We start from the raw sequence: 24,170 nt of genomic DNA, 5'->3' as shown, positions 1-24,170 counted from the left end.
CGTAATCCCCATTCTTCTTCTTTTCGCAAATATCCCGGGGGTGAATTGGCCTTCAGGCCAAGAGGGGGCAGCGCCCCCTGCCCCCGATCCTGGTTCGGTCCCAAAAGAAAAACCCGCGCCGAAGCGCGGGTTTCCCGAAAGTCGATCAAGCGCCGGTTCAGCCGCCCCAGATGTAGACGGCCGCGAACAGGAACAGCCAGACCACGTCGACGAAGTGCCAGTACCAGGCGGCGGCTTCGAACCCGACATGGGATTCGGGGGTGAAGTGACCCTTCATGGCGCGCAGCATGCAGATGAACAGGAAGATGGTGCCGACGATCACGTGGAAGCCGTGGAAACCGGTCGCCATGAAGAAGTTGGCGCCATAGATGTTGCCCGAGAAACCGAAGGCCGCGTGGCTGTATTCGTAGGCCTGGAACACGGTGAACAGCACGCCCAGGGCAACCGCCAGGGCCAGACCGTTGATCATGTCCTTGCGGTTGTTCTCATGCGCGATCGCGTGGTGCGCCCAGGTTGCCGCCGCGCCCGAGCACAGCAGGATCAGCGTGTTGATCAGCGGCAGGTGCCACGGGTCGAAGGTTTCGATACCAGCGGGCGGCCAGGCGCCGTCAACAGCGGGCGATTCCGGCCCCATCGGGTACATGGCGTGCTTGAAGAAGCTCCAGAACCAGGCCGAGAAGAACATCACCTCGGACATGATGAACAGGATGAAGCCATAGCGCAGGCCGATCTTCACCACCGGGGTATGGTCGCCGGTATTCGCTTCCTTCACGACTTCCGACCACCAGCCGTACATCACGTAAAGAACGCCTGCGAAGCCGGCAAGCAGCATCCAGGGGGAATCGGTGTGGAAATAGATCACCGCCCCGAAGAGCATGATGAACCCGAACACTGCACCCAGCAGGGGATACAGAGAGGGGGGCAGAATGTGATAGTCGTGGTTTTTCTCGTGCGCCATCGCGTTTCCCTCGTTGGAAGGTCTTTAGTTTAGGTTGCTGTCGCTGCCCGTCTCAAGCGAGGCCTGAACCTCGGGCAGGTCGATTTCGTAAAAGGTATAGGACAGGGTGATCTCGTGCAGATACTTGCCCTCTCTGTCCTCGACGATCTCGGGATCGACGTAGAACGTGACCGGCATCGTCACCCGTTCGCCTGGCTGCAACACCTGTTCGGTGAAACAGAAACAGTCGATCTTGGTGAAGAATCCGCCCGCCGCATAGGGCGCCACGTTATAGGAGGCCTGCCCGGCAACCGGGCGGTCGGTCGGATTGTAGGCTTCGTAAAACGCCAGCCCGGTTTCGCCGATGCGGATTTCCATGTCCCGCTGCATCGGCTTGAACTCCCAGGGGAAGTCACGCTCCTTCGAGGCATCGAACCGGACCTTGATCGTTTTGTCCAGGATCTGGTCGGCGCCGGCATCTGATACAAGTGTCGTGCCACCGAACCCCGTAACCCGGCAGAACAGGTCGTAAAGCGGGACCGACGCCCAAGCCATCGCCCCCATGAACAGCACGACGCCGACCAGCTTGGTCACGGTCCGGGTCTTGTTGTCCATAGCCATGATCAGTTACCCCGCTGCTGCTGAAGTTGCGCCGGTGCGAGCCCGCCCCGGGTCACCTTGACCACGGTCAGCCCGAACACGATCGCGATGAACGCCGCCAGCACGAGGCCGACGCCCAGATTGCGGCTGGAGCGGCGCTTGTGCAGTTCATGTTCGACGTTTTCGAATCCCATATTACCAGCCTCCGAAGCCATAGGGTTTCAGTGCCGCTTCGGCCAGGATCGCGCCGAAATGCAGGAACAGATACATCAGCGACAGACCGAAGAAGCTCTTCTCGGTGCGGTACTTGTCGGCGCTTGCCGCATCCTCGTCACGGCGCCAGATCTTCACCGCGCCAAACAGGAACAGCGCATTCAGGGCCACCGACACGGTCATGTAGATCGGGCCGCCGATCGAGGTCAGCCCCGTGCCTATCGCCAGCGGCGCCAGCAGGATCGTGTAGACCAGGATGTGGTTGCGGGTGACCCGACGACCGTGGGTCACGGTCAGCATCGGCACGCCCGCCTCCTTGTAATCGGCCTTCATGAACAGGGCCAACGCCCAGAAGTGCGGCGGCGTCCACATGAAGATCAGCAGGAACATCAGCACCGATTCGAGGCTCACGCCACCGGTGGCGACGGCCCAGCCGATCATCGGCGGAAACGCCCCCGCGGCACCGCCGATGACGATGTTCTGCGGCGTCCAGCGCTTCAGCCACATGGTGTAGACGACCGCGTAGAAGAAGATGGTGAAGGCCAGCAGCCCCGCCGCCGCCCAGTTGGCGGCCAGTCCCAACATAACAACCGCGAAGACCGACAGGGTCGCCCCGATGGCCAGCGCTTCTTGCGGTTCGACCTTGCCCGACGGGATCGGGCGCGACGCGGTGCGTTTCATCACCCGGTCGATATCGGCGTCCCACCACATGTTCAGCGCGCCCGAGGCGCCGCCGCCGACAGCGATGAACAGGACCGAGCAGAAGGCGATGAACGGATGCACACCGATCGGCGCGGCCAGCAGGCCGACCAGGGCGGTGAATACCACCAGAGACATCACCCGCGGTTTCAGCAGGGCGAAATAATCGCCGAAACCCGCTTCGTGGGTCGATGTCTGAGTATTGAGACTTGCGTCGCTCATCTTTTGCCTTCCAACGCCGCGCGGCTAAGCGCGGACCACTTGGTGGGATAGAAATGCCGCCCCGGTTAGAGGCGGCGCTTCGCTGTTTTACTCAGCCGAGGCGAGCTGCACCCCGGGGAGGGATGCCGGATCGCCGGCATATTCGTCGATCGCGCCCTTCAGCCACTCCTGATAGGCTTCTTCCGACACGACCTTGACGGTGATCGGCATGTAGGCGTGGTCCTTGCCGCACAGTTCCGAACACTGCCCGAAATAGATGCCTTCACGTTCCGCCTTGAACCACAGCTGGGCGATCCGGCCGGGAACCGCGTCCTGCTTCACGCCGAATGCCGGGATGGTCCAGGAATGGATCACGTCAGCGCCGGTCACGTCCATCACGACGACCTTGTTGACGGGAACCACGACCTTGGTGTCGGTGGCCAGCAGGTATTCGTCTTCGGCATAGCCGTAATCGGCCAGTTCGTCGCGGCCCAGCAGGAAGCTGTCGAAGGCGAATTCGTGATCGGTGTATTCATAGCCCCAGTACCACTGGTAGCCGGTGACCTTGATGTGGATGTCGCCCTCGGGGATTTCCTGCTGCTTGAACAGAACCGGCAGTGAGAAGGCGCCGATCACGACCAGGATCAGGATCGGGATGATCGTCCAAGCGATTTCGATCGGCGAATTGTGGGTGAAGGTCGCGGGATTCGGGTTTGCCTTACGGTTGTAACGCACGATCACCACAGCGATCAGCGCGATAACGAACAGGCAGATGGCTGTGATGATGAACAGAAGCAGACCATCCAGCGATTGCAGGTCGCGGGCCAGTTCAGTGGCGGCCGGCTGGAAACCCAGCGCACCCGCGACGGGTTTGCCGACGGTTTCGACATCTTGGGCAAAGGCCGGCGCCGCGATGGCGGTTGCTGCTGCGGCCGAAAGGCTAGAAAAAAGTCGCATATGTCACCCTGATCGGTTGAGGTGTATTCTTTGGTTTTCGGAAGGCTCCCGGTCCTTGCGGACGGAATCCCGTTGTTTTGTCGCCGCTAGAAACCATATTCTGGCATACAGAACAACAATTCCCATTGCGGCAAACGGACGCTTTTTTTGATTTAGATCAATTCCGGCCCGCTGGAAAGACAGGAAAAAATAAACATGAGCGATATGCCTTTTCGCCCCTTCGAGCAGGCGCTGGACCAGGACCAGGCCCTGAACACGTTGCGCGAAGCGACTTTGGGGGCCGACGACGGCGAACTGTTTCTGGAACGCCGTCGGGGCGAGGCGCTGGTTTTCGACGATGGCCGCGTGCGCAATGCTTCCTATGACGCCTCCGAGGGATTCGGATTGCGTGCGGTCAACGGCGAAGTGACGGGATACGCGCATTCCTCCGAGATTTCGCAAGCCGCCCTGGACCGCGCCGCGGCCACCGCGCGGCTGGCGGTCGGCGAAGGCGGCGGCACCCTCGCCGAACCGCCGCAGGCCACCAACAAGCGGCTTTATACCGACGCGGACCCGATCGCCGGGGCGACGTTCCCGGCCAAGATCGAAACCCTGCGTGAAATCGATGCCTTCGCGCGCGACCTCGATTCGCGGGTGGTGCAGGTCTCGGCCACCATTGCCGCCTCGCTCCAGGAAATCGAGATCCTGCGGCCAGAAGGCACCCACCTGCGCGATGTCCGTCCGATGACCCGGGTCAACGTCAGCGTGATCGTCGAACAGGACGGGCGGCGCGAAACCGGCACCGCAGGCGGCGGCGGCCGGGTCGGTCTCGACGAGCTGCTCGACCCCGCCGACTGGCAGGACAAGGCGCGCGAGGCGCTGCGCATCGCACTGGTCAACCTAGACGCGGTGCCGGCCCCGGCCGGTGTCATGGACGTGGTGCTGGGACCGGGCTGGCCCGGCATCCTGCTGCACGAGGCGATCGGCCACGGGCTGGAAGGCGACTTCAACCGCAAGGGATCGAGCGCCTTTGCCGGCCTGATGGGCCAGCAGGTCGCCGCCAGGGGCGTAACGGTGCTGGATGACGGCACCATACCGGACCGGCGCGGATCGATCAGCTTCGACGACGAAGGCACGCCTTCGGGAAAGAACGTGCTGATCGAGGACGGCATCCTCGTTGGCTACATGCAGGACCGGCAGAACGCCCGGCTGATGGGGGTGAAGCCCACCGGCAACGGGCGGCGCGAATCCTATGCCCATGCACCGATGCCGCGGATGACCAACACCTACATGATGGGCGGCGATGCCAAGCCCGAAGACATCGTCGCCGACCTGAAGGACGGCATCTATGCGGTCGGCTTCGGCGGCGGGCAGGTTGACATCACCAATGGCAAATTCGTGTTTTCCTGCACCGAGGCCTACCGGGTGCAGAACGGCAAGGTCGGCGCGCCGGTAAAGGGCGCAACCCTAATCGGCGACGGCGCCAACGCGTTGAAACGGATCCGGGCGCTTGGCAATGACATGGCGCTTGATCCCGGCATGGGCAATTGCGGCAAGGCTGGGCAATGGGTGCCGGTCGGCGTCGGCCAGCCGACGGTGATGATCGGCGGACTGACCGTGGGCGGTTCGGCAGCTTAACCTCGGCTTTTGGCGGCGGGGCGCCTGGGGACGCCTTGCCACTTCCCCGGCATCTGAAACGTGCTTTACCGCGCCTTAACCATGCGCGCGGTAAAGATGGGTCCGCATTATGGCGGAGCCCCGATATGACAGAACCTCGCCCCCACCCCATTCAGCCCCCCGGCAGCGATGACGACCGGTTGTCCTGGATACGTCTGCTGCGATCGCCCCGCGTCGGTGTTTCGACCTTCCATGGCCTGATGGGCGAACACGGTTCGGCGCAGGCTTCGCTCGCGGCGCTGCCGGAGGTGGCGAAGGCCGCCGGGGTCGACAATTATGCCTCCTGCAGCGAAACCGCCGCCCTTGCCGAATGGCAGGCCGCGCGGGATTGCGGCGCCAGCATGGTCTGTTTCGGATCATCCGATTATCCCCGCCAATTGGCCGAAATCTCCGATGCGCCGCCGTTTTTCTGGACCGTCGGGCGGCAGGATATCCTGCTGCAGCCGATGATCGCGCTTGTCGGTGCGCGCAACGCGTCGTCTCTCGGCACCCGGATGGCGCGCGGATTGGCCAAGGATCTGGCCGCGCAAGGCTATGTCATCGTGTCGGGGCTGGCGCGCGGCGTTGACGCCGCCGCGCATCAGGCCAGCCTCGACACCGGTACGGTGGCGGTGTCAGCGGGCGGCGTCGACGTGCCTTACCCCGCCGAAAATGCCCGGCTAGGCCGTGACATCCCGAAAACCGGTGCGCGGATATCCGAACGCCCGTTCGGGATCGCGCCGCGGCCGCGCGATTTTCCCCGCCGCAACCGGATCATTTCGGGACTGGCGCAGGCCGTCGTCATCGTCGAGGCGGCGGCGAAATCGGGCAGCCTGATCACCGCGCGCAACGCGCTCGACCAGGGGCGCGAGGTTCTGGCGGTGCCCGGCCATCCGTTCGACGCCCGCACCGGGGGCTGCAACATGCTGATCCGCGACGGCGCACGATTGATCCGCAACGCCGAAGACGTGTTCGAGGCCTTGCCGCCGCGACACGCTGTCGCCGATCAGACCGAGCTGGCCCTGCCCGATGCCGCCGCTCCCAAACGCGATCTGCAGCAGACCGCCGCGCTGCACCGGCAGATTCTCGACCGTCTCGGCCCCTCGCCCTTGGCCGAGGATCAGTTGATCCGAGACCTGCAAACCCCGGCGCATTCGGTGATGCCGGCGCTGACCGATCTGGAACTGGAAGGACGGATCAAACGGCAGCCGGGCGGATTGCTATCCCTGGCGGCGGATTAGCGACCAGCCCCTCAGCCGCCGCAAACTTCCGGGATGACCGCATGCCAGTCGGCGCAATACCCCCCGGCGGCCCACCAGACATCGGTCGCGCCGATGGAAAAATCCACCACCACCCACATGTTGCCGGATTTGACATAGAAGGCTTCCATGTTCAGCCCTTCCACGTCTGCCGGCGCATAGCCTTGGCGCAGCGCCATCGGCGTCGTCGCGGGGTCGATCGCGCCACCGCCGGGGCGCTGCGGCGACAGCATGGCGAACGCCACATCGCCCGATACCCGCAATTCGTTCACCACGAACTCCACCGGCTTGCCCAGGTTCCACCAGGCATGCGGCCGCAGCGCGTCCATCAGGTTCTTGCGCAAAGCGCTGCCGCGTTGCGGTTCGAACCAATCATCCGCCTGAGCCGCCGTCCCGCCCCCCAGAAAAAGGGCCAGCATCATCATTAGAAACTTCATCGAAATACCCTCCGGCCAACGTGCCCAAATCCGCGACACATTGGTACGAAAAGCTTGCCGATGAGCATGCGCATTGACAATCCCCACTTGCAGCGCCCATTTTGCGCCGCCATAGAACGTGCCGTATCCGTTTCGAAAAGGTCACCCCTGAACATGCCCGTTGTCGTCGTAGAATCGCCTGCCAAAGCCAAAACAATCAACAAATACCTGGGGTCTGATTACACGGTTCTGGCATCCTACGGCCATGTGCGTGACCTGCCGCCCAAGGACGGATCGGTCGATACCGAGCACGATTTCGCCATGACTTGGGAAATCGGCAACGATTCCCGCAAGCATGTCAAAGCGATCGCCGACGCGCTGAAAGACGACAACGAACTGATCCTCGCGACCGACCCCGATCGCGAGGGCGAAGCGATTTCCTGGCACCTTGAAGAGGCGCTGCGCAAGCGCCGGGCGATCAAGAAGGACACGCCGGTCAGCCGCGTGGTATTCAACGCGATCACCAAGTCGGCGGTGACCGAAGCGATGCAGAATCCGCGCGAAGTCGATAACGACCTGGTCGAAGCCTATCTGGCGCGCCGGGCGCTGGACTACCTCGTCGGCTTCAACCTCAGCCCCGTTCTGTGGCGCAAACTGCCCGGCGCGCGGTCTGCCGGCCGGGTGCAATCGGTCTGCCTGCGCCTGATCGTCGAACGCGAGATGGAGATCGAGGCGTTCAATCCCCGCGAATACTGGTCGGTGAAGGTGATCCTTTCCACCCCGCGCGGCCAGGAATACGAAGCCCGCCTGACAGTGCTGGGCGGCGACAAGCTCGACAAGTTCGGGATCGAGAACGAAACCCAGGCGGAACTGGCGGTGCAGGCGATCACCAGCCGCGATCTGACGGTGCAGTCGGTCGAGGCGAAACCGGGCAGCCGCAATCCCTCCGCCCCGTTCATGACCTCGACCCTTCAGCAGGAAGCCAGCCGCAAGTTCGGCATGGGCGCGCGGCAATGCATGAACGCGGCGCAGCGGCTCTATGAAGCGGGCTACATCACCTATATGCGGACCGATGGTATCGACATGGCGCCCGAGGCGGTGATGGCCACGCGCGAGGAAATCGAACGCCGCTACGGCAAGGATTACGTGCCCTCCTCCCCCCGCATGTACAAGAACAAGGCCAAGAACGCGCAGGAAGCGCACGAATGTATCCGCCCCACGGACATGTCGCGCGATCCCGGCCAGCTGGCCAAGCTGGAAGCCGACCAGCGCAAGCTCTACGACCTGATCTGGAAACGCACGATTTCGTGCCAGATGGAAGCCGCCCGGCTGGAACGCACCACCGTCAACATCGGCAGCGGTGATGGCCAGGTCGGCCTGCGCGCCACCGGTCAGGTGGTTCTGTTCGACGGCTTCCTGCGGGTGTACGAAGAAGGCCGCGACGATGACGTGGTGGATGACGACGACAAGCGCCTGCCGCAGATCATGGAAGGCGAAAAGGCCGACAAGCGGTCGATCAGCCCGGAACAGCATTTCACCCAGCCGCCGCCGCGCTATACCGAGGCGACGCTGGTCAAGAAGATGGAAGAACTCGGGATCGGCAGGCCGTCCACCTATGCCAGCGTCATCACCACGATCCAGGACCGCGAATATGTCCGCAAGGACAAGAACCGCCTGTTCCCCGAGGACAAGGGCCGCATCGTCACCATCTTCCTGCTGAATTTCTTCCGTAAATACGTGGGCTACGATTTCACCGCCCAACTGGAGGAACAGCTTGACGACGTGTCGGCCGGTCAGCGCGACTACAAGGACGTTCTGGCCCGATTCTGGCGCGATTTCTCGGCGGCGATCGCCGAAACCTCGGAACTTCGGATCACCGAAGTTCTGGACGTGCTGGACGACGCGCTGGCACCGCAGCTTTATCCGCCACGCGAAGACGGGTCCGATCCGCGCATCTGCCCGAAATGCGGTACCGGGAAGCTGCATCTGAAAACCTCGCGCACCGGCGGCTTCGTCGGCTGTGGCAACTATCCCGAATGCAACTACACCCGCCCGATCGCCGGCGAAGGCGCCGATGGCGACGAACGCATGCTGGGCATGGATGGCGAGGACGAGATCTGGCTGAAAGCGGGCAGGTTCGGGCCTTACGTTCAGCGCGGCGAACCGACGCCGGAAAACAAGAAACCGCCGCGCGCCTCGCTGCCCAGGGGCTGGTCCAAGGACGATATGGACCTGGAAAAGGCGCTGACGCTGCTGAGCCTGCCGCGCGAGATCGGCCAACACCCCGACGGCGGCACCATCAGTTCCAATTTCGGCCGCTTCGGCCCCTACCTGATGCACCAGTTGCCGGATGAGGCGAAACCTGTTTACGCCAACCTCAAGGATCCCAACGACGTCTTCGAAATCGGCATGAACCGGGCGGTCGAACTGCTGGCCGAGAAACGTGCCAACGGCCCCGGGCGCGGCCGGGCGGCGGCCAAGCCGCTGAAGGAACTGGGCGAACACCCCGATGGCGGCGCGATCAACGTGATGGAGGGCCGTTACGGGCCCTACGTCAAATGGGAAAAGGTCAACGCCACCCTGCCCAAGGATGTCGATCCCACGGACGTGACGCTGGAAATGGCGGTCGAGATTGCCAATGAAAAGGCCGCCAAGAAGAAACCGGCGCGCAAGACCGCCGCGAAGAAAACCGCCACCAAGAAGACCGCGGCGAAAAAAACGACGGCCAAGAAGCCAGCCGCGAAGAAAAAGACCGACTCGGAATAAGGAAGGGGCGGCGGCCGCGCGGCCGCCGCATCGCCCGGCGCGTGCCGGGCGACCCCGCCAAAGGCGTATTACTACGTATTGGCCCAAACCCCTTAATTTCTATACAAGCGGTGCGACGCGTCAGGCGCGCGCGGAGGGGTGTTTCATTGACAAGCCGCCCTTGCCCGCCGCACTCATGACGTGAAGGGCTTTGAGGGAGACATTCATGAAAAAAGTCTACGCAAACGCCGCCGAGGCGCTGGATGGCGTCCTGTTCGACGGCATGCTTATCGCGGCGGGCGGCTTCGGCCTCTGCGGCATTCCCGAACTGCTGATCGCGGCGATCCGCGACGCCGGGACCAAGAATCTGACCATCGCGTCGAACAACGCGGGCGTCGACGATTTCGGTCTGGGCGTGCTGCTGCAGACCAAGCAGGTCAAGAAGATGATGTCGTCCTATGTGGGCGAAAACGCCGAATTCATGCGCCAGTACCTCAGCGGTGAGCTGGAGCTGGAATTCAACCCGCAGGGCACGCTGGCCGAACGGATGCGTGCTGGCGGTTCGGGCATCCCCGGCTTCTACACCAAAACCGGCGTCGGCACGGTGATCGCCGAGGGCAAGGAACACAAGGACTTCAACGGCGAAACCTACATCTTGGAAGAAGGCATCTTTGCCGATCTGGCCATCGTGAAGGCGTGGAAGGCTGACACAACCGGCAACCTGATCTTCCGCAAGACCGCCCGCAACTTCAATCCGCCGGCGGCGATGTGCGGCAAGGTCTGCGTCGTCGAGGTCGAGGAAATCGTCGAACCCGGCGAACTGGACCCCGATCACATCCACCTGCCCGGCGTCTATGTGCACCGCATCGTTCAGGGCGAACACGAAAAGCGCATCGAACAGCGCACCACCCGCAAGAAGGAGGACGCATAATGCCCTGGGATCGTAACCAGATGGCCGAACGGGCCGCGCAGGAACTCGAAGACGGCATGTATGTGAACCTCGGCATCGGCATCCCGACACTGGTGGCGAACTATGTCGGCGACAAGGACATCACGCTGCAATCGGAAAACGGCATGCTGGGCATGGGCCCCTTCCCCTATGAGGGCGAAGAAGACCCCGACCTGATCAATGCCGGCAAGCAGACCATCACCGAGCTGCGCCGCACTTCGTATTTCGACAGCGCAACCAGCTTCGGCATGATCCGCGGCGGCAAGATCGCGGCGGCGATCCTGGGCGCGATGGAAGTCAGCGAAAAGGGCGATCTGGCCAACTGGATGATCCCCGGCAAGCTGGTCAAGGGCATGGGCGGCGCGATGGACCTCGTCGCCGGCGTCGGCCGCGTGGTGGTGGTGATGGACCACACCAACAAGCACGGCGTTTCCAAGATCCTGAAGGAATGCACCCTGCCGCTGACCGGCAAGGCCGTGGTCGACCGGATCATCACCAACCTTGGCGTGCTGGACGTGACCCACAAGGGCCTTCACATCGTCGAATTGGCCCCCGGCGTCAGCCGCGAGGAAATGATCGCCGCCACCGAGGCCACCATCGTCTGATCAAGATTGCGCCCGGGTTCCCGCCCGGGCGCGTCACTTCATCGCCGTGAAGACGCAGCCATCCGAAATCAGGACCGGGGGCGTCTTGCACAGACCGCGCGCCACCGAATACGCCGCCAGAACCTTGGGCACGTAATCGCGTGTTTCGCCGAACGGCGGCACCCCCGCATGGTCGCGCACGGCGCCTTCCCCGGCATTGTAGGCCGCCAGCGCCAGGATCGGGTCGCCGTCGAATTCCCCCAGCAGCCAATCGAGATAGGCAATCCCGCCGCGGATGTTTTCCTCCGCGTCGAGGCTGTCATCCACCCCGAACCGGTCTGCCGTTGCCGGGATCAACTGCATCAGCCCCTCGGCCCCGGCGGCGCTGACCGCATCGGCCCGGCCGCTTGATTCCACCGCGATTACCGCCAGCACCAGCGCCGGCGACACCCGCGTGCCGATGGTGTTGATCAGCATGCGCGTCCCTTGCGCCCGCACGATCGGCAACAGGTCGTCCAGCCGGGGCGTCGCCACCTCGCGGCCCTCGGGCGGGTTGACCAGCAGGTTCAGCGCCGGCTCCAGCCGCCCCGCGCCGGCCTGCCCGATTTCGGGGGAAACGCTCTGCCAGAACCAGCCGAACCGGCCTTCGGGCTTGGCGGCGGGCGCTACCGGCTGGCTGGCCGCGACAACCTGCTCCTGCGCAGCCGCCTGTTCCGCCGGGTCGATCTGCACCGTGATCCGCTTCTGCCCGGGCTTGGGCGGCTTGACGCGTTTGAAGGTAAAATCGGGATAGGGCTGCGGCCCCTCGGCCCGGACTGGGGCAGCGGCCGCCGCGATGCATATCGCGCAGGATAAAAGGACGCCCGGTTTCATGGCTACCCTGCTCTGCCTCGTTGTTTTCGTTACGGGCAGTATCGCAGAAATCCGGTTTTCGGACCAGTTATACGTGAAAAACAGGCCCCTATTTTTCTAAAAATTGCCACATTTGCCTGTTCCCCCCCGCCGTGAGCATCATTTGATAAGAAATTATCCTTTAGTTTCAATGCCACACAACCTTTAGGTTATAAATTTCAAAAATATCCCCTTTTTAGACAATTCCGCCAAACTCCCGCCCAAATCAAACGGCTTACTACACCCATACCACGACGGGGGAAGGCAAGTGAGAGAGGCCTGAACATCGCCGGTGGGGGAAAGAGAAAGACCACTAGAGACAGAGCTACTGGAGAGAGACCATGATCAACTTCATCAAGACCTTCCGCAAGGACGAAGACGGCGCCGTGACCGTCGACTGGGTTGTGCTGACCGCCGCTGTTGTCGGCCTGGGCATCGCCGCGGTGACCACCGTGTCGGGCGGCATCAACACCGCGGCCACCACGCTGACCAACGACCTGTCGACCGACATGACCACTGCCAGCTCGGTTGGTGGCTAATTAAACCAGCCCAAGCAAGAACATTAAAACAAGGGGCCGCGCCAATAATGAGCGCGGCCTCTTTTATTTTAGCCCGAAAGCGCCCCGTTTTCCCCGAAAGAATCCACAAAACGTCGTTAACAAATCCTTTTCGCGCCCAAATCCTGCCTCAATCAAACGGCTTACTACACCCATACCACGACGGAGACAGGCAAGTGAGAGAGGCCGGAACGTCAACGCCGGGGATAGCGAGAAAGACCACTTGAGACAGAGCTACTGGAGAGAGACCATGATCAAATTCATCAAAAACTTCCGCAAGGACGAAGACGGCGCCGTGACTGTTGACTGGGTTGTGCTGACTGCCGCTGTTGTCGGCCTGGGCATCGCCGCGGTGACCACCGTGTCCGGCGGCATCAACACCGCAGCCACCACGCTGACCAACGACCTGTCGACCGACATGACCACGGCGACCACCACCAACTAATTCAGGACTGACCTCGGTTACGGCCAAGGCCGCGCCTGTCACGGGCGCGGCCTTCATCGTTCAGACACAGGCACCGGAATAAAGGAAAAGAACGACGGAAACGTCGCGTTCATAACCTTTTCGTGCCGCATTCCTGCCCCAATCCAGCCGCCTTCTGAAAACATCCCTGCCGGGACGGGCGCCGAGTGTCGCGCAAAGGTCACCGGCGCGGGCCTCAGAACGCAACATGCAAGCCGCTGGAGAAAGACCATGATCAATTTCATCAAGACCTTCCGCAAAAACGAAGACGGCGCCGTGACCGTCGACTGGGTCGTGCTGACCGCCGCCGTTGTCGGGCTGGGCATCGCCGCCGTCGCGACCGTTTCGGGCGGCATCAACACCGCGACCAACACTCTGGTCAATGATCTGTCGTCCGACATGAGCACGGCCACGGCGACGAACTGATCCGTAACGGTCCGTGCTCGTGGGGGCCGCAACATCCAGGTGATGCGGATTTCGGAACATCCTTTCGCGGCATTCGCCCAAGATATCGAAGAAGTCACTGTAATTGCATGTCCTGAACACAGGATTGACGCGCTGGAACGCTACAACCTGAAGTTCCAACCGCCGTCAATCCCGAGAGGTCAGGACCATGACCAACGCTTCGATACGCAAATACCGACTGTTCCCTGAAGATGAATCCGGGGCGGTGACGGTGGACCGGGTCGTCCTGACCGCGGCTGTGGCCGGACTTTCCCTTGTGGTGCTCATCCCGGTGCTTTCGACCATCGAAAGCGCTTCCAATACCGCCAACGTCACACTGCAGAGCGCGTCAAGCCAAGCCAGCGAAACCAACTGATTTCCCGCATCCTGACGCGCTTGCTCCATCATTTCGCCCCAATTTTCCCCTAGCGTGACCAGAAGCCGAAACGCGGCAGACCCGAAAGGTTCCCGCCGCCTGTTGAGAAAGGAGATGCCATGCGTGCTATTTTCGGATTGGTCCTTGTTCTGGGCCTGGGCCTTGCCGGTTTTGCCGTCTATATGGCCAATCAGTATATCTCCGGCTTCGAAGCGGAACTGGCGCAGGCCAAAAACGCCCAGTCCAGCGGCGTGAAGCTGATCGACGTGGCCGTTGCCAACCGCACGCTGGCCTATGGTGAAACGCTGACCCCCAAGGATGCACGGCTGGTGAAATACCCCGCCTATGCCCTGCCCGCAGGCGTGTTTTCCACCGCCGCGGACCTGTTCCCCGATCCCAAGGACCCCGACAAGCGCCGCGTGGTTCTGCGCCCGATCGAGAAGAACGAGGTGATCATGGCGGTGAAAATCACCAAGCCCGGCGAAGATGCCGGCCTGACCTCGCGGCTCGAACGTGGCATGCGCGCCTTCGCCATCAAGGTCGATGTCGCCAGCGGCGTGTCGGGCTTCCTGCGCCCGGACGACCGCGTCGATGTCTACTGGACCGGCGAAAGCCTGTCCGGCGCCAATGCCGAAAGGCGCGAAGTCACCAAGCTGATCGAAAGTTCGGTCAAGCTGATCGCGGTGGACCAGACCGCCAGCAACGACGGCGCCACCGCCACCATCGCCCGCACGGTGACCGTGTCGGCCACCCCGGCGCAGGTGGCCGCCCTGGCCCAAGCGCAATCGACCGGGCGCCTGTCGCTGTCGCTGGTCGGGGCCGAAGACGATACCGTCGCCGATTCCATCGAGATCGACCAGCGCAGCCTTCTGGGCATCGAAGAGGAAGCGCCGATCGAAACGGTCGAGATCGAAAAGCAGATCTGCACCATCCGCACCCGGCGCGGCGCCGAGGTGATGGAAATCCCGATCCCCTGCACCAACTAAAGTGGACTTCCCCCTATCCAAACGGTGCGGCCGCTCCCGGCCGCCCGTTGCATTTCAGCCTCAACCGGCGAGGAAATGGCCGGAAAACACATGAAATGCAGGCCTGAACCTATTGATTCTTGCAAAAAATGGAAAATTCGCGCAGTCTGACCGGAAGAAACGGGCATCAGACCCGGATATAGAGGCGTGATCGAAAAGGCAGGTCACATGAAAAACAGTAGAATTTTCAAGGCCGCGCTTGTCGGTCTGTCGATGGCCATCTGCGGCTTGCATGTTCCTGACATGGCCCAGGCGCAGCAATTGCGCGTGGTGAAAAAAGGCACTTCCTCCAGCCTGAGCGTGCCGATGAACCGCGCCGTGGTGGTGGAAAGCGAAACCCCCTTCGCGGAACTGTCGATTGCCAACCCGGCCATCGCGGATATCTCTTCGCTGTCGGACCGGTCGATCTACGTGCTTGGCAAATCCCCCGGCACCACCACGCTGACGCTGCTCAACGCGCAGGGCCAGCTGATCACCAATGTCGACGTGGTCGTCGCCGCGGATGTAGCGGAATTCAAGGAACGGCTGCGGCAGATCCTGCCTGGCGAAAAAATCGAGGTGCGGACCGCGAATGACGGCATCGTCCTGTCCGGAACGGTGTCTTCGGCCATGAAGCTGCAGCGCGCGCTGGACCTGGCAAACCGCTACGCCCCGGAAAAAGTGTCCAACCTGATGACCGTGGGCGGCGTCCAGCAGGTGCTGCTGAAGGTGCGCTTCGCGGAAATGGAACGCAACGTTTCCAAATCGCTCAGTTCCTCGCTGTCGCTGAACGGCAATTCCGGCGGGGTGACGCTGAACGGCGGCAGCAACACCACCAATACGTCGGGCGGGGTGACCACCGCACTTGGCGGCAGCATTCCGGCGGTCAACGAAAACAACGGCGCCATGCTGTTCGGGTTCGGTGTCGGATCGGTTGAAGTCGGCGTCCTGTTGGAAGCGCTTGAAACCAAAGGCGTTGTGCGCACCCTTGCCGAACCGAACCTGACCGCCCTGTCGGGCCAGGAAGCGAAATTCCTTGCCGGCGGCGAATACCCGGTTCCGGTCAGCCAGGACAACGGCGCGATATCGGTCGAATTCAAATCCTTCGGGGTCGAACTGAACTTCGTTCCCCGCGTGGTGGACGGCGACCTGATCAACCTCGAACTGCGCGCGGCCGTGTCGGCGATCGATCCGTCGAACGGCTATGTCACCGACGCCTTCACCATCGATGCCTTCCGCCGCCGCGAAACCTCGACCACGGTGGAGATGCGCGACGGCGAAAGCTTCGCCATCGCCGGCCTGTTGCAGGATGAATTCATCGACAAGAACGGCCAGATTCCGTGGCTGGGCGATATTCCGATCCTTGGCGCGCTGTTCCGCAGCGCCGAATACCAGCGGTCCCAATCCGAACTGGTGATCATCGTGACCGCCCACCTGGTCACGCCCACGCGCGGCGAAGCGCTGGCGCTTCCGACCGACCGGATCACGCCGCCGTCGGAAAAGGATCTGTTCCTTTACGGTCGCGTGGCGCGCGACAAGACGCGCAAGCTGAAAGGGGCCGCCGGCGAGGTCGCCCGGCAGGATTTCAGCGGCTCTTACGGCTATGTGATGGAGTGATCCGATGAAAGCTACCCTGATCAAGATCGCATTGCTGGGCAGCGTCGCCGCGATCGCCGGATGCGAAGGCACCGACAGCTATTCCTCCTTTACCCGCGAAGCCGGGGCATTGGTCGGCGGTGGCGATTTCGGCAATGCCACCATGAACAACACGATGATCCTGTCTGGTGAAAAGACCTATGTCACCAATCTGGCCAACAGGTTCGCCGAAGAAGTGCCCAGCACTATCAATTTCGAATTCAACTCGGCTCGGATCGATCCCGATGCGGCTGCAATCCTGCGCCGCCAGGCCGACTGGATTCGCCAGTTCCCCGAGGTCCGATTCCGGGTCTACGGCCATACCGATGCGGTCGGCAGCAACCAGTACAATTACCGTTTGGGCAAGCGCCGCGCAGATGCCGTCGTCCGTTTCCTGTCGCAGCACGGAATCAGCCGGTCGCGGCTTGAAGCGGTCGTATCGCAGGGCGAAACGCAGCCGCTGGTGATGACCGAAGCGCGCGAACGGCGCAACCGCCGCACCGTTACCGAGGTAACGGGCTTCGTGCGTCGCCATCCTTCGGTTCTGGACGGGAAATATGCCCAGATCGTGTATCGCGATTATGTCGAAAGCGCCGTTGTTGCCACCACCCTGACCGGGATCGAAGGCAGCGTGACAGGCGCCAGCAGCGACTAAAACAATCCGCCCCATACCCGCGGATCGTCCAGAAATACCGCACAATTTCGAAACTTTGGCCCTAATCTCGCCCAGATTGCCCACGATCTTGGTCCCAGACGGAGTAGTGCGTTCGGCGTTTGCCGGACGTGGCGCTTGCGGGTCGAGGAAACGGGGCGTTTAAGAAACCCCGCCTTGCATTGCCCACAGCGCCGCAGCTGAAGGACAAGAGGCAATGACGAGTAGCGACAATTCATCTGCAGATGCCAGCCCGATTCTGGCCTGTACGATCAGTCGAGACGTTCAGAATTTCGATCTGCTGATCGAAGACATGGAAGCGATAATGGGCGAAGCCTGGGGCGACCTGGGTTTCAACGATGCGCTTGCCTTTTTTCAGCAACCCGGTTCGGAATCCCTTGAATTCATCGCCATAGCGATCGACCGGGACGACGAAGACAACCTGGTCCTGCTTGGCGACATCATTTCCGCGGCCAAGGGGCGGGGGATCAAGGTCATCCTGATCGCCGAAGAGGTCACCCCGGCCGCGCTGCATCAATTGCTGCGCCAGGGCGCCGACGAATTCGTCCCCTACCCGCTGCCGGAAAACGAATTGCAGGCAGCCGTCGAACGGCTGCGCACCCCCGAACCGGTTGCAGCGCCCGCCGAAACCGTCGGCGAGGCTTTGCAAGCCCCGGCAAAATCGGCCCATGACCGCGAAGGCGTGGTTCTTGCGGTGCACGGGCTGGCCGGCGGCACCGGCGCCACCACGCTGGCGGTGAACCTGGGCTGGGAACTGGTCGCGGCCGCCGGAAAAAAGGGCACGCCGCCGCGGGTCTGCATCATCGATCTTGACCTGCAATACGGGTCGGTTTCGACCTATCTCGATCTGGCCCGCCGCGACGCGGTCTACGAATTGCTGTCCGATACCGAGGTGATGGATGACGACATCTTCACCCAGGCGCTGATGTCGTTCGAAGACAAACTGTTCGTGCTGACCGCTCCGAAGGAAATGCTGCCGCTGGACCTGGTGGGACCGGAAGACATCCAGCGGATCATCGATATCGCCCGGCATCATTTCGATTACGTCATCATCGACATGCCCAAAACCCTGGTGCAATGGTCCGAAACCGTGCTGAGCGCCGCGCATGTCTATTTCGCGACGCTGGAACTGGACATGCGGTCGGCGCAGAACGCGCTGCGGATGAAACGCGCGCTGCAGGCCGAAGACCTGCCGTTCGAAAAACTGCGCTTCGTGCTGAACCGGGCCCCGAAATTCACCGACCTGAGCGGCAAATCGCGGGTCAAGCGGCTGGCTGACAGCCTCGACATCTCGATCGAACTGCAATTGCCCGATGGCGGCAAATACGTGACGCAGGCGGGCGACCACGGCGAACCGCTGGAAAAAAGTGCGGCCAAGAACCCGCTGCGCAAGGAAATCGCGAAGCTGGCCGCTTCGCTGCATGAACTTGGCCAGTCGGACACGAATTGACCGCGGATAAGGGGGACACGCGATGTTTTCACGCTACAAGAAGAAAGACCAGCCAGCGGCGGGCGCCCGGCCCTCTGCGAAAGTCGTCCCGATGCCCCATGCGGCGGAAAAACCCGAGGCTCCGGCGAAAGCCGTACGCATCCGCAAACCGGTGTCGAAAGCACCGGCGCAGACCCAGCCGATGGACAAGGAACGCAAGCGCAAGGAACGGCTTTCGGAAATCAAGCTGGACCTGCATCGCGCGCTTCTGGACAACCTGAACCTCTCGGCGCTGGAAACCGCCAGCGAAGCCGAGTTGCGCGCCGAGATCAGTTCGATCTCGGGCGAATTTCTGGAAGAAAAAGGCATCGTTCTGAACCGCGAAGACCGGTCACAGGTGTTTCAGGAACTCTATGACGAAGTCACCGGGCTCGGGCCGCTGGAAACGCTGCTGAAGGACGAGACGATCAGCGACATCCTGGTCAACGGGCCGAAACGGATCTTCGTCGAACGCTTCGGCAAGCTGGAACTGAGCGACGTCACCTTCAAGGATGAAAAGCACCTCTTGCGGATCATCGACAAGATCGTGTCGGCCGTCGGCCGCCGGGTCGATGAATCAAACCCTTATGTCGACGCCCGACTGGCCGACGGGTCGCGCTTCAACGCGATGGTGCCGCCGATCGCGGTAGACGGGTCGCTGGTGTCGATCCGGAAATTTAAGAAGGACAAGCTGGGCATCGACGACCTGGTCGGCTTCGGCGCCTTTTCCGAAGAAATGGCCGCCTATCTGCAGGCCGCCGTCGCCACGCGGCTGAACATCATCGTGTCGGGCGGGACCGGGTCGGGCAAGACCACGACGCTGAACGCGCTGTCGAGCTTCATCGACAATTCCGAACGGATCCTGACGATCGAGGATACCGCCGAATTGCAGCTGCAGCAGATCCATGTCGGCCGGATGGAAAGCCGCCCGCCCAATGTCGAGGGCAAGGGCGAGGTTTCCCCCCGCGACTGTCTGAAAAACGCCCTGCGTATGCGCCCGGACCGGATCATCGTCGGCGAAACCCGCGGCAACGAAGTGATCGACATGCTGCAGGCGATGAACACCGGCCATGACGGGTCGATGACCACGATCCACGCCAACAACCCGCGCGACGGGCTCAGCCGTCTGGAAAACATGATCGCCATGGCAGGGGTGGAAATGCCGCTCAAGGCGGTGCGCAGCCAGATTTCTTCGGCGGTCAACCTGATCGTGCAGGTTTCGCGCCTGCAGGACGGGTCGCGCCGCATGACATCGATCACAGAAATCACCGGCATGGAGGGCGACGTGATTTCCATGCAGGAAGTGTTCCGCTTCCAGCGCGTCGGGCTGACGCCTGAAAACAAGATCATCGGGCATTTCACCGGCACCGGGGTGCGCAGCCACTTCTCGGAACGGTTCCGCCTGTGGGGGTACGACCTGCCGGCCGAAATCTTCGAACCCGTCGCAGCGGAGTAACGCACATGACCATCCCCATCCAACCGCTTATCTACGGGCTGATCTTCGTTGGCGTTCTGGTCATCGTCGAAGGCCTGTACCTGACCGTTTTCGGCCGCTCGATCAGCCTCAACAGCCGGGTGAACCGCCGGCTGGACATGCTGGAAAAGGGGACGAACCGCACCGAGGTGATGGAAAAGCTGCGCAAGGAAATGGGCCAGCACATGCAATGGCGCGGGATCCCGGTCTATTCGATCCTCGCGGCCAAGGCGCAAAAGGCCGCGATCGCCTTTTCGCCGGCGCAGCTGCTGATGGTCATGGCCGCACTTTCGGGGATGGCGTTCGTCGGGCTGACAGTCGGCACCCAGACCGGTGTGCCGATCCGGCTTGGCGTGTCCGTCGCGATGGGCGTCGGCGGCGTTTTCATGTGGGTGTCGAGCAAGGCCAGCAAGCGCACGGCGATGATCGAGGAACAGCTGCCCGATGCGATCGAATTGATGGTGCGGTCGCTGCGCGTCGGCCACCCGTTCAGTTCCGCCATCCAGATCGTGGCGCGCGAAGTGGCCGACCCGCTGGCCACCGAATTCGGCATGATCGCGGACGAAGCGCAATATGGCCGCGACGTCGGCGAGGCGCTGAAGGACATGGCCGAACGGCTGGACATGCAGGATTTGCGCTTCCTCGCGGTGGCGGTGACGATCCAGCAACAATCGGGCGGCAACTTGGCCGAAATCCTGGCCGGGCTGGCCAAGGTGATCCGCGCCCGGTTCCGCCTGTTCCGCCGGGTCAAGGCGATCACCGCCGAAGCGCAATGGTCGGGAAAGTTCCTGTCCGGTTTCCCGATCCTCGCGCTGATCGGCATCAACGTGATGGACCCGCATTATTATGACGAAGTGCTGGACCACCCCTATTTCATCCCCGCATGCGTCGCGGTCGGCGTGTTCCTCGTGGCGAACATGTTCGTCATGCGGATGCTGGTGAACATCAAGGTCTGAGGAGAACCGTCATGGCAATCATCAACATGTTCCTCGGCGACATGACCAACGGCGCGGGGCCGCTCCTGCTGGTGGCTTTTCTGGGTCTTGCCCTGATCGTGATTACCCTGCCCTTCCTGTTCAAGTCGCGCCCGGACCCGCTGGACAAGCTTAAACAGACCGCCAAGGGCAACGATCCCGTCCAAAGTGAATCCCTGCGCACGGCGAAAAGCGCCAAGAAGCTGGAAAAATATTCCAGCTTCCTCGAACCGAAGAACGAAGAGGAATTTTCCAATGTCCGCCTCAAGCTGACCCAGGCCGGGTATCAGTCGAGCGGGGCCGTGATGATCTACCACTTCAGCCAGTTCGCGCTCGGCATCGGGCTTCTTGTGCTTGGCATCCTGTACTACCTGCTGTTCGTCGCCAGCGACCAGACCGACCCGCAACAGGCGGTGATGTATATCCTCGGCCCCGGCGTGATCGGCTACATGGCGCCGAAATACTGGGTCACCCGGCGCCAGCAGGAACGCCAGGAAGAAATCACCGATGGCTTTCCCGACGCGCTGGACATGATGCTGGTCTGTGTCGAGGCCGGGCAATCGATGGATCAGGCGATCATCCGCGTGTCGAAGGAAATCCGCGCCTCGTTCCCGGCGCTGGCCGACGAGTTTGAAATCGTGTCGCAGCAGATCAAGGCGGGCAAGGACAAAGCCGTCGTGCTGTCCGACATGGCCGAGCGTTGCGGCGTCCCCGACGTGTCCAGCTTCGTGACCGTGATGGTGCAATCGCAGAGCTTCGGCACCTCGATCGCCGAGGCGCTGCGCGTCTACGCCGGCGAAATGCGCGATAAGCGGGTGATGCGGGCGGAGGAGAAAGCAAATAAGTTGCCTACGAAGATGACCCTTGCCACAATGATGCTGACCGTGCCGCCGCTGCTGATCATCCTGGTCGCGCCGTCGGTGATCGGTATCATGACCTTGGGCAAATGAGCAGATAACCGATGAAAGTTTTCCGCACCGGGCTTGGCCTGGTTGCACTGACCGCTCTGGCCGCCTGTTCGACGGGCGGCCTTGGCGCATCCGACAACGTCTATGCGCCCGGCATCGCGCCGCGCGGACAGGCGGTTGACGGGCTGGTGGTGGCGCAGCGGCTGATGGAGGCGGGCGAATACGAACTCGCACTCGAAGCCTATTCCCGCGCCGCGCTGGACCACGGTTTCACCGTCGATGTGCTGTCGGGACTGGGCAGCGCCAACCTCGGCCTCGGCCGCCTCGGGCAATCCGAAAAGCTGTTGCGCCGGGCGATTGCCACTGACGAAGCCATCCCCGAGGTCTGGAACAACCTCGGCGTGGTGCTGATGGAACGCGGCAAACCGGCCGAGGCGGTGCAGATTTTCAAAACCGCCTATGCGCTCGACAATGGCGAAAGTGATGCGATTCGCGATAATTTGCGCTTGGCACTCGCAAAATCCGAAAATCCGGACTATGATGAAAAGCTAGATCAAGAATATAAATTGGTACAGCGCGGCAGCGGCAGCTATGTCATCCGCCGGATACCATGATTGGGCAAGAGCAGTACAAGGACGCAAACGATGCGCCATTCCCTTCTTGTGACCCTGGGCCTGACCGCCGCGTTGGGCCTTTCCGCCTGCGACAAGATGCGGGGCGGTAACCAGGTCGACCGCGCGATGAGCGCGGTGAACGCGATCGAGGACAACAACCTCAGTGACATCATGCTGACGGTGGCCGATGCCGACGAGGCGGTGAACTATTTCAAGCGCGCCTCGGCCGAAAGCCCCGACAAGCTGGAACTGAAACGCGGCTTGGCGAAATCGCTGGTCCGCGCCGGGCGCGCGACCGAGGCGGTGCCGGTCTGGCGCACGGTGGTCAAGGCCCCCGAGGCGACCAATGACGACCGCGTCGACCTGGCCGATGCCCTGATCCGCACCGGCAAATGGGACGAAGCCGACGAAACACTGGACACGATCCCGCCCACCTTCGAGACCTTCAAGCGCTACCGGCTGGAAGCGATGGTCGCCGACAGCAACAAGGAATGGAAGAAGTCCGACAGTTTCTATGAAATCGCCGTCGGCCTGACCACGCGGCCTGCCAGCGTGCTGAATAACTGGGGCTATTCCAAGCTAACCCGGGGCGATTACGCCGAGGCCGAAAGGCTGTTTTCCGACGCGATCCGCAACGACCCCAAACTGTTCACCGCCAAGAACAACATCGTTCTGGCGCGCGGCGCTCAGCGCAACTACACCCTGCCGGTCATCCCGATGGATCAGACCGAACGGGCCCAGCTGCTGCATACGCTGGGGCTGAGCGCGGTGAAACAGGGCGATGTCGAAACCGGCAAGAACCTGTTGCGCGAAGCCATCAGCACCCATCCGCAGCATTTCGAAGCCGCCGTGCGCAGCCTGCGGGCGCTGGAAACCTGACGACGCCCATGTCGGCCTTTTCCACTCTTGCCCCGGCGTTGCAGATACCGCAATCGGTGGCGATCTGGCTGTTCCTGCTCTGCCTGCCCGCCTGCCTGTGGTCGGCCTGGAACGACCTGAGCAGGATGAAGATCCCCAACAAGGCGGTTTTGCTGCTTGCCGTCACCTTCGTGATTGCCGCGCCATTGCTGATGCCGTTGCAACAGGTCGGTTGGCAGTTATTACAACTGGTCGTCGTTCTGCTTGTCGGCATGGTCATGAACGGTGCCGGGCTGATCGGCGCGGGCGACGCGAAATTCACCGCCGCCGCCGCGCCCTACGTGATGCTGGGCGACTGGAAGCTGGTCGTGCTGCTGTTTGCCACTACGACGCTGGCCGCGGTTGCAGTGCACCGTCTGGCCGGGCTGACGCCCTTGCGCAAGCTGGCGCCGGATTGGGAAAGCTGGACCCGCAAGGGCGACTTCCCGATGGGCCTGCCACTGGGGGGTACCCTGTCGCTCTACCTGCTGATCGGGGCGGTTTACGGCGGCTGAGGTGGTTAGGGTCAGGACCCATTGATTTCCGCCGGGTGGCGTGATTCACCGTTCGAAAAACGAGCGGTAAAATGTCTGACCT

The 24,170-nt window shown here is 62.2% G+C and carries 26 protein-coding genes; 19 read left to right on the top strand and 7 right to left on the bottom strand.

Annotated features, from left to right (window positions below):
- Positions 1-157 precede the first annotated feature (157 nt).
- The 5 genes from IT775_RS18210 to coxB all read right to left on the bottom strand — a co-directional run bounded on the left by IT775_RS18210 (position 158) and on the right by coxB (position 3,607).
- The gene (locus IT775_RS18210) at positions 158-958 is read right to left on the bottom strand and encodes a cytochrome c oxidase subunit 3 (RefSeq protein WP_212702669.1); all 801 of its coding nucleotides are present in this window, start codon (positions 956-958) and stop codon (positions 158-160) included.
- A gap of 24 nt (positions 959-982) precedes the next feature.
- Positions 983-1,558 (bottom strand): cytochrome c oxidase assembly protein, encoded by a 576-nt coding sequence (locus IT775_RS18205; protein ID WP_212702668.1) that lies wholly within the window; start codon positions 1,556-1,558, stop codon positions 983-985.
- 2 nt (positions 1,559-1,560) lie between these two features.
- Positions 1,561-1,731, bottom strand: a complete 171-nt coding sequence (locus tag IT775_RS18200) for a hypothetical protein (RefSeq protein WP_212702667.1) — start codon at positions 1,729-1,731, stop codon at positions 1,561-1,563.
- 1 nt (position 1,732) lies between these two features.
- Complete coding sequence (gene cyoE / locus IT775_RS18195) at positions 1,733-2,671, bottom strand: heme o synthase (RefSeq protein ID WP_212702666.1); 939 nt, start codon at positions 2,669-2,671, stop codon at positions 1,733-1,735.
- A gap of 87 nt (positions 2,672-2,758) precedes the next feature.
- Positions 2,759-3,607 (bottom strand): cytochrome c oxidase subunit II, encoded by an 849-nt coding sequence (gene coxB, locus IT775_RS18190; RefSeq protein ID WP_212702665.1) that lies wholly within the window; start codon positions 3,605-3,607, stop codon positions 2,759-2,761.
- Positions 3,608-3,802: 195 nt separating this feature from the next.
- Here coxB and tldD point away from each other — a divergent pair, with 195 nt between their 5' ends.
- Together tldD and dprA are read left to right on the top strand one after the other, a co-directional pair.
- Entirely contained in the window at positions 3,803-5,224 is a 1,422-nt protein-coding gene (gene tldD, locus IT775_RS18185) for a metalloprotease TldD (RefSeq protein ID WP_212702664.1), read from the top strand.
- A gap of 125 nt (positions 5,225-5,349) precedes the next feature.
- Positions 5,350-6,483 (top strand): DNA-processing protein DprA, encoded by a 1,134-nt coding sequence (gene dprA / locus IT775_RS18180; protein WP_212702663.1) that lies wholly within the window; start codon positions 5,350-5,352, stop codon positions 6,481-6,483.
- Positions 6,484-6,494: 11 nt separating this feature from the next.
- Here dprA and IT775_RS18175 read toward each other — a convergent pair whose 3' ends face one another.
- Positions 6,495-6,938, bottom strand: a complete 444-nt coding sequence (locus IT775_RS18175) for a hypothetical protein (protein ID WP_212702662.1) — start codon at positions 6,936-6,938, stop codon at positions 6,495-6,497.
- 153 nt (positions 6,939-7,091) lie between these two features.
- Here IT775_RS18175 and topA point away from each other — a divergent pair, with 153 nt between their 5' ends.
- From topA to IT775_RS18160, 3 genes are all read left to right on the top strand, one after another.
- Entirely contained in the window at positions 7,092-9,683 is a 2,592-nt protein-coding gene (topA, locus tag IT775_RS18170) for a type I DNA topoisomerase (RefSeq protein ID WP_212702661.1), read from the top strand.
- Between the two features lie 205 nt (positions 9,684-9,888).
- On the top strand, positions 9,889-10,593 hold the full coding sequence (locus IT775_RS18165) for a CoA transferase subunit A (RefSeq protein WP_212702660.1): 705 nt from the start codon (positions 9,889-9,891) through the stop codon (positions 10,591-10,593).
- Positions 10,593-11,216 carry a 3-oxoacid CoA-transferase subunit B gene (locus IT775_RS18160; RefSeq protein ID WP_212702659.1) on the top strand — a complete coding sequence of 208 codons (624 nt, stop codon included), beginning with the start codon at positions 10,593-10,595 and terminating at the stop codon, positions 11,214-11,216. Before IT775_RS18165 ends, IT775_RS18160 begins: the two co-directional genes overlap by 1 nt.
- 33 nt (positions 11,217-11,249) lie before the next feature.
- Here IT775_RS18160 and IT775_RS18155 read toward each other — a convergent pair whose 3' ends face one another.
- Positions 11,250-12,068 (bottom strand): lytic transglycosylase domain-containing protein, encoded by an 819-nt coding sequence (locus IT775_RS18155; RefSeq protein WP_212702658.1) that lies wholly within the window; start codon positions 12,066-12,068, stop codon positions 11,250-11,252.
- A 359-nt stretch (positions 12,069-12,427) separates the two neighbouring features.
- Between IT775_RS18155 and IT775_RS18150 the strand changes: the two genes are divergently transcribed.
- The 14 genes from IT775_RS18150 to IT775_RS18085 all read left to right on the top strand — a co-directional run bounded on the left by IT775_RS18150 (position 12,428) and on the right by IT775_RS18085 (position 24,088).
- Entirely contained in the window at positions 12,428-12,625 is a 198-nt protein-coding gene (locus tag IT775_RS18150; RefSeq protein WP_212702657.1) for a Flp family type IVb pilin, read from the top strand.
- Between the two features lie 268 nt (positions 12,626-12,893).
- Complete coding sequence (locus IT775_RS18145) at positions 12,894-13,088, top strand: Flp family type IVb pilin (protein WP_212702656.1); 195 nt, start codon at positions 12,894-12,896, stop codon at positions 13,086-13,088.
- A 249-nt stretch (positions 13,089-13,337) separates the two neighbouring features.
- Positions 13,338-13,532, top strand: coding sequence for a Flp family type IVb pilin (locus IT775_RS18140; protein WP_212702655.1), 195 nt, complete (start codon positions 13,338-13,340; stop codon positions 13,530-13,532).
- A 187-nt stretch (positions 13,533-13,719) separates the two neighbouring features.
- Positions 13,720-13,926, top strand: a complete 207-nt coding sequence (locus IT775_RS18135; RefSeq protein WP_212702654.1) for a hypothetical protein — start codon at positions 13,720-13,722, stop codon at positions 13,924-13,926.
- A gap of 119 nt (positions 13,927-14,045) precedes the next feature.
- Entirely contained in the window at positions 14,046-14,912 is an 867-nt protein-coding gene (cpaB, locus tag IT775_RS18130) for a Flp pilus assembly protein CpaB (protein ID WP_212702653.1), read from the top strand.
- A gap of 207 nt (positions 14,913-15,119) precedes the next feature.
- Positions 15,120-16,547 carry a type II and III secretion system protein family protein gene (locus IT775_RS18125; protein ID WP_212702652.1) on the top strand — a complete coding sequence of 476 codons (1,428 nt, stop codon included), beginning with the start codon at positions 15,120-15,122 and terminating at the stop codon, positions 16,545-16,547.
- A gap of 4 nt (positions 16,548-16,551) precedes the next feature.
- The gene (locus IT775_RS18120) at positions 16,552-17,220 is read left to right on the top strand and encodes an OmpA family protein (protein WP_212702651.1); all 669 of its coding nucleotides are present in this window, start codon (positions 16,552-16,554) and stop codon (positions 17,218-17,220) included.
- Positions 17,221-17,434: 214 nt separating this feature from the next.
- The gene (locus IT775_RS18115; RefSeq protein ID WP_212702650.1) at positions 17,435-18,688 is read left to right on the top strand and encodes a CpaE/TadZ family protein; all 1,254 of its coding nucleotides are present in this window, start codon (positions 17,435-17,437) and stop codon (positions 18,686-18,688) included.
- 22 nt (positions 18,689-18,710) lie between these two features.
- Positions 18,711-20,162, top strand: coding sequence for a TadA family conjugal transfer-associated ATPase (locus tag IT775_RS18110; RefSeq protein ID WP_212702649.1), 1,452 nt, complete (start codon positions 18,711-18,713; stop codon positions 20,160-20,162).
- 5 nt (positions 20,163-20,167) lie between these two features.
- On the top strand, positions 20,168-21,136 hold the full coding sequence (locus IT775_RS18105; RefSeq protein ID WP_212702648.1) for a type II secretion system F family protein: 969 nt from the start codon (positions 20,168-20,170) through the stop codon (positions 21,134-21,136).
- An 11-nt stretch (positions 21,137-21,147) separates the two neighbouring features.
- Positions 21,148-22,104: a type II secretion system F family protein gene (locus tag IT775_RS18100; RefSeq protein ID WP_212702647.1), complete on the top strand. Its 957-nt coding sequence runs from the start codon at positions 21,148-21,150 to the stop codon at positions 22,102-22,104.
- An 11-nt stretch (positions 22,105-22,115) separates the two neighbouring features.
- A complete protein-coding gene (locus tag IT775_RS18095; protein ID WP_212702646.1) occupies positions 22,116-22,676 on the top strand; it encodes a tetratricopeptide repeat protein in 561 nt (186 codons plus the stop codon).
- A 30-nt stretch (positions 22,677-22,706) separates the two neighbouring features.
- Positions 22,707-23,555, top strand: coding sequence for a tetratricopeptide repeat protein (locus IT775_RS18090; protein WP_212702645.1), 849 nt, complete (start codon positions 22,707-22,709; stop codon positions 23,553-23,555).
- A gap of 8 nt (positions 23,556-23,563) precedes the next feature.
- Positions 23,564-24,088 carry a prepilin peptidase gene (locus IT775_RS18085; protein WP_212702644.1) on the top strand — a complete coding sequence of 175 codons (525 nt, stop codon included), beginning with the start codon at positions 23,564-23,566 and terminating at the stop codon, positions 24,086-24,088.
- Positions 24,089-24,170: the final 82 nt, after the last annotated feature.

This window comes from Thalassovita aquimarina (assembly GCF_018219815.1).
Lineage (GTDB): Bacteria > Pseudomonadota > Alphaproteobacteria > Rhodobacterales > Rhodobacteraceae > Thalassobius > Thalassobius aquimarinus.
The sequence above is the reverse complement of the archived record's forward strand: the minus strand, read 5'-3'. Positions and strand labels throughout refer to the sequence as shown.